Origin of the sequence: uncultured Granulicatella sp. (assembly GCF_963528195.1) — a bacterium.
In the GTDB taxonomy this organism is placed as follows: domain Bacteria; phylum Bacillota; class Bacilli; order Lactobacillales; family Aerococcaceae; genus Granulicatella.
This window is the reverse complement of sequence record NZ_CAURVN010000064.1, coordinates 1-5484: the sequence shown is the minus strand read 5'-3', so window position 1 is coordinate 5484 and position 5484 is coordinate 1. Positions and strand designations below refer to the sequence as shown.

Genomic DNA, 5484 nt, shown 5'->3' with positions numbered 1-5484 from the left:
ACTAAAATAGGGTTGGTGGATTTTCTCCATCAACCCTATAAATTATAGAACCTTTCTTTGTAGCTAAGCTACTAAAGGAAGGTGTTTTTTTCTTATTTATTCCGTGATACAATCAAGGGTATAGGAATGATTAGAAATTGAGGTGAAATGGATGCATACGGTGATGATTGTGGAAGATGAACCAATTATTCGTGACGCTGTAGCTCAGGAATTAAGCAAATGGAATTATCAAGTTGAATGTGTAACAGATTTTAATAAAGTAATGGATGATTTTGTAAGAGTGAATCCACAGTTAGTGATATTAGATATAACTCTTCCTTTTTTTAATGGTTATTATTGGTGTCAGGAAATTCGTAAAATTTCGAATGTACCAATTTTATTTTTATCTTCTCACCAACAACCGATGGATATTGTTATGTCAATCAATATGGGGGCAGATGACTATATTACGAAACCTTTTGAAATGCCGATACTAGTAGCTAAAATCCAAGGACTTTTCCGTCGTGCGTATGAATTTGTTGGAACTCAAGATTGGATTGAATATAAGGGTGCGACGTTACATTTGAAAACGACTCAATTTACTTATAAACAACAAGTGATTGATTTGACAAAAAATGAATTTCAAATTTTACGTGTTCTATTTGAAAGAGTTGGTAGTTTTGTAAGTCGCGATGAATTGATGAAAGAATTATGGAATAGTGATTTCTTTATTGATGATAATACGTTAACCGTGAATGTTGCTCGTCTTCGTAAAAAATTAGAAGAATGCGGGTTGGTGAATTTTATTACGACTAAAAAAGGAATCGGTTATGGATTGGTGGATACCAATGAGTAAAGAGAAGAGAAAGTTTATTCAACAGTGGCTATTCAGTCATAAAAATTTTTTAGTTTATATCGCTTTTATCCTATGCTTATGGCTAATCTTTGGGTTTGCTTTTAATGCACTGGAATGGATGTTGTATTTAATATTGCTAGTACTTATTTTTTCAGCCTTATTTTTAGCTTCATGGTGTGTAAGGGATTTTCTACAGTATAAAAAAATAAAGGAAAATCCAAATTGGAAAGAATTACTTCAAAGTGAAAAAGCGTGGACAACATCTGAACAGTTTTTATTAGAGACTTTAGAGGATTATTCCACTCAATTAGCGCAAGCTGAATTTCAACAAAGAGAAGCTTATAAAGAGCAGTTAGATTACTATACAATGTGGATTCATCAAATTAAGACAAGTATTGCTTCGAGTCAATTATTAATTCAGGCTTTACCTACTCTTCCTGAAAAGAGTCCATTAGAACAAGAGTTAATAAAAATTACAACTTATACAGACTTTGTTTTGCATTATGTTAGAATGGAGACATTTCATCAAGATTTAGTATTGAGAGAACATTCTTTAGACAGCATTATTCGTCAAATTTTGAAGAAATTTGCAACGTTCTTTATTTATAAAAATCTTCGATTATCTTATAAAGCTATTGATCAAGTCATTGTGACAGATGCGAAATGGTTTAGTGTTATTTTGGAACAAATTTTATTAAATTCCATAAAATATACGGATAAAGATGGGCAGATTTCTATTTATTTAGAGGGTTCTTATTTATGTGTTCAAGATACAGGAATTGGAATTGCGAAATCTGACCAGCAAAGAATTTTTGAAAGAGGATTTAGTGGATTTAATGGAAGAATGAATTACCATTCTTCAGGATTAGGCTTATATTTATCAAATGAAATAGCGAAAAATTTAGGATTAGAATTATCAGTAGAATCGGTTGTAGGAGAAGGAACAACATTAAAAATTTTATTACAACAAAATAAGCTGGATACGAGGGCTTAAAAGGGAAGAAAATGACTTAAAATTTCCCATGGAACGCCCGGATATGTTATGATAGAGAGAACTGAAATAGGAGAGGTGAATGACACATGGTAGATCAATTAGAATTAGTGGTCATTACAGGAATGAGTGGTGCCGGTAAAACGGTCGCAATGCAAAGCTTTGAGGATATGGGCTATTTTTGCGTTGATAATATGCCACCAAGTTTATTACCAAAATTTTGGGAATTAGTAAAAGAATCTGGAAAAATTACAAAAATTGCATTAGTCATCGACTTACGTTCTAGAGCATTTTTCGATGAAATTATGACATCGATTAGTGGTTTAGATAATACTTCGTTTATTACTACGAAGATTTTATTTTTAGAAGCAAGTGATGATGCATTAGTGTCTCGTTATAAAGAAACTCGTCGTACTCACCCTTTAGCTGGTGATGGACGTGTATATGATGGTATTGTTGCGGAACGTCGATTATTACAAGATATTAAAGTTCGTGCTCAAAAAGTAATTGACACAACAACTCTTTCTCCAAGAAAATTACGTGAGGAAATTATGCATACTTTCTCAAATGGAGATACTGATATCTTTACGATTCAAGTTGTATCTTTTGGTTTTAAATATGGTATTCCAATTGATGCAGATATCGTAATGGATGTTCGTTTCTTACCAAATCCGCATTATATTGATGAATTACGTCCATTAACAGGACAAGATTCTGCCGTTTATGATTATGTTATGAGTCAACCTGAAACAAAAACTTTCTATCATAAATTCATGGAATTACTAGATTTTGTAATTCCTGGTTATAAAAAAGAAGGGAAATCAAGTGTAACGATTGCAATTGGATGTACAGGTGGTCAACATCGTTCTGTTGCATTAACAGAACGTACAGGAAGAGAATTAATGTCTGATTCATATCATGTAACGATTTCACACAGAGATAAAGATAAACGTAAAGAAGGGAATGGTCGTTCGTGATTTTTGAAGTAGAACCTCAAGAAAAGAAACGAAAGAAAGGTCCTAAAATTACTGTTATTGGTGGGGGAACAGGCTTACCTGTTTTACTAAGAAATTTACGAAAACAAGATGCTGATGTAACAGCGATTGTTACAGTAGCAGATGATGGAGGAAGTTCTGGAGTCATTCGTGACTATATTAACGTTGTACCTCCAGGAGATATTCGAAACTGCTTATGTGCGTTATCGCCAATGAGTTCCTTACAAAAAGATATTTTCCAATATCGTTTTAAGTCTGATGATCAATTTTTTGCTGGGCATGCAATTGGCAATTTAATTATTGCAGCCCTAACAGAAATGCATGGGAACAATATTTTTGATGCGATTCGTTTATTATCAAAAATGATGAGTATTGAAGGACATGTTTATCCTGCTGCAGAAGAACCATTATTGTTAAGAGCTGAGTTTGAAGATGGAACAATTGTAGATGGAGAGTCTCAATTAGCGAAGCATCGTAAAAAAATTAAGCAAGTCAGTGTTCATACTTATGATGAAAATCGTAAACCAGTTGCTTCTAGGGAAGTAGTAGAAGAAATTATGAATTCTGATATGGTTGTTATTGGACCAGGAAGCTTATATACAAGTATTTTACCTAACTTAATGATTGAAGATATTGGACGAGCTGTCTGTGAAACAAAAGCAGAAGTTGTTTATATTTGTAATATTATGACGCAATTAGGAGAAACGGAACACTTTGCAGATAGTGATCATGTTCGTGTCTTGCATGAACATTTAGGAGAATGTTTTATTGATACGGTATTAGTGAATACTGAGTCTGTTCCAGAAGAGTATTTGAATCAACAAAAGCATGAAGAATATTTGTATCAAGTAAAATATGATTTCCAAGGATTACGAGATCAAGGATGTCGAGTAATTTCTACTGATTTTCTTAAATTAAGAGAAAATGGCGTCTATCATGACGGACAAAAAGTCATTGATGAATTATTTACTTTATTACGAAGTGTAAAACATGATTAATGAAAAAGAAGTGGGGAAGAGCAAATGTTCTTTCCCACTCCTATTGTATAGAGAAAGGAGGGTATTATGTCATTTGCATCTGAAACAAAAAAAGAATTAACACAATTAGAAGTGCATATTGAACATGCCAAAGCTGAATTGGCGGCACTCATTCGTATGAATGGTTCTTTAAGTTTATTTAATCGTCAGTTTGTGTTAAATATCCAAACGGAAAACGCAGCAATTGCGAGACGTATTTTCGTATTATTAAAACAACATTATCAAATTGAAAGTGAATTACTTGTTCGCCGTAAAATGAAATTGAAGAAAAATAATGTGTATATTGTACGTTTAAAACAAGGGACTAAGGAAATTTTAAGTGACTTAGGTATTATGGAAGGTTTTGAATTAATTACACATATTCCATTAGAGATTCGTGATAATGAAGAAAAAATGCGTTCTTATTTAAGAGGCGCATTTCTAGCAGGGGGATCTGTTAATAATCCTGAAACAAGTCGCTATCATTTAGAAATTTATTCAAACTATGAAGAACATAATGAAGATATTTGTGATATGATGAATGCTTTTGGGCTCAATGCAAGGATGATTGAGAGAAGAAATGGATTCATTACCTATTTAAAAGAAGCAGAAAAAATTGCAGATTTTCTAGCCTTAATTGGTGCAGCGAATGCGATGATGAAATTCGAGGATATTCGAATTGTACGTGATATGAGAAACTCGGTGAACCGTTTAGTGAACTGTGAAAATGCCAATATTAATAAAGTAGTTAATGCCGCTTCTCGTCAAATGGAAGATATTTTATTGATTGAAGAGACAGTGGGGCTTGAAGCTATGCCTGCTAAATTATTTGAATTAGCACAAGTTAGAAAAGAAAATCCGGATATTAGTTTGAAGGACTTAGGGGAGATTATTCCATCTGGTCCGATTTCAAAATCTGGAGTTAATCATCGCTTAAGAAAAATATCTGAATTTGCAGAAAATTTAAGAAAAAATATTTCGTAAAAAAATATTTTTTGTGATTTTTTTCATACTTATATAGTGAAGGACAAATTGTTCTTTGATTATAGAATGGAGGTATGAAAAATGAATCATGTTTCATTAATTGGTCGTCTGATTAAAGAGGTGGCTGTTCATCAATCTGAGAAGGGAAATTCTGTGTGCCGTAATACTTTGGCAGTGCAGAATATTTATAGACAGAATGATGGGGATAAGCAAACAGATTTTATTCAGGTGATTGCTTTTGGTAAAATGGCAGATCGCATTCAACGTTTTGTGAAGAAGGGCGATCGTTTAGGAATTGAAGGTCGTATTCATTCGAGACATTATAAGAATCGTGATCAGCAGGATGTTTATGTGACCGAGGTGATTATTGAGGAATGTTATTTCTTAGAGCCTAAGTCGCAAGAAGGTGAACCAGAAGAAACGGATGAGTTTGCTTCGATTTTCACGGTAGATGGGGAATAAGATAAAAGACTTCTTGAAATTGTAGTATTAGGACGCCAGCAGACCTGCGGTCTCATGGCTAAAATTTGAGCCTGGGTCTCAAATTTTATTTGAAACAAAGTACCAAAAAAAGGCAAAAAGATATTACCTATGCTATAATGTAAGTGAAAAAATTTTTGATTGTCAAATTTTAAGCGTTAGTCTGTTGTCGCAGACCTAACG

At 33.1% G+C, this 5484-nt stretch carries 6 protein-coding genes; all 6 read left to right on the top strand.

Translation table 11 applies throughout. The features are described from left to right. The first annotated feature begins 151 nt into the window (after positions 1–151). The 6 genes from RWR88_RS08480 to RWR88_RS08455 all read left to right on the top strand — a co-directional run bounded on the left by RWR88_RS08480 (position 152) and on the right by RWR88_RS08455 (position 5283). Positions 152–835 carry a response regulator transcription factor gene (locus tag RWR88_RS08480; RefSeq protein ID WP_314354458.1) on the top strand — a complete coding sequence of 228 codons (684 nt, stop codon included), beginning with the start codon at positions 152–154 and terminating at the stop codon, positions 833–835. After that, positions 810–1829, top strand: coding sequence for a sensor histidine kinase (locus RWR88_RS08475; RefSeq protein WP_314451820.1), 1020 nt, complete (start codon positions 810–812; stop codon positions 1827–1829). The genes RWR88_RS08480 and RWR88_RS08475 overlap by 26 nt, the downstream gene beginning before the upstream one ends. An 86-nt stretch (positions 1830–1915) precedes the next feature. Continuing rightward, a complete protein-coding gene (gene rapZ / locus RWR88_RS08470) occupies positions 1916–2803 on the top strand; it encodes an RNase adapter RapZ (RefSeq protein WP_314111916.1) in 888 nt (295 codons plus the stop codon). Beyond that, positions 2800–3819 carry a YvcK family protein gene (locus RWR88_RS08465; protein WP_314349910.1) on the top strand — a complete coding sequence of 340 codons (1020 nt, stop codon included), beginning with the start codon at positions 2800–2802 and terminating at the stop codon, positions 3817–3819. The genes rapZ and RWR88_RS08465 overlap by 4 nt, the downstream gene beginning before the upstream one ends. Before the next feature lie 66 nt (positions 3820–3885). Beyond that, the gene (whiA, locus tag RWR88_RS08460; RefSeq protein ID WP_006703317.1) at positions 3886–4821 is read left to right on the top strand and encodes a DNA-binding protein WhiA; all 936 of its coding nucleotides are present in this window, start codon (positions 3886–3888) and stop codon (positions 4819–4821) included. A gap of 81 nt (positions 4822–4902) precedes the next feature. Next, positions 4903–5283: a single-stranded DNA-binding protein gene (locus RWR88_RS08455; protein ID WP_314451816.1), complete on the top strand. Its 381-nt coding sequence runs from the start codon at positions 4903–4905 to the stop codon at positions 5281–5283. The last annotated feature ends 201 nt before the right edge of the window (positions 5284–5484 follow it).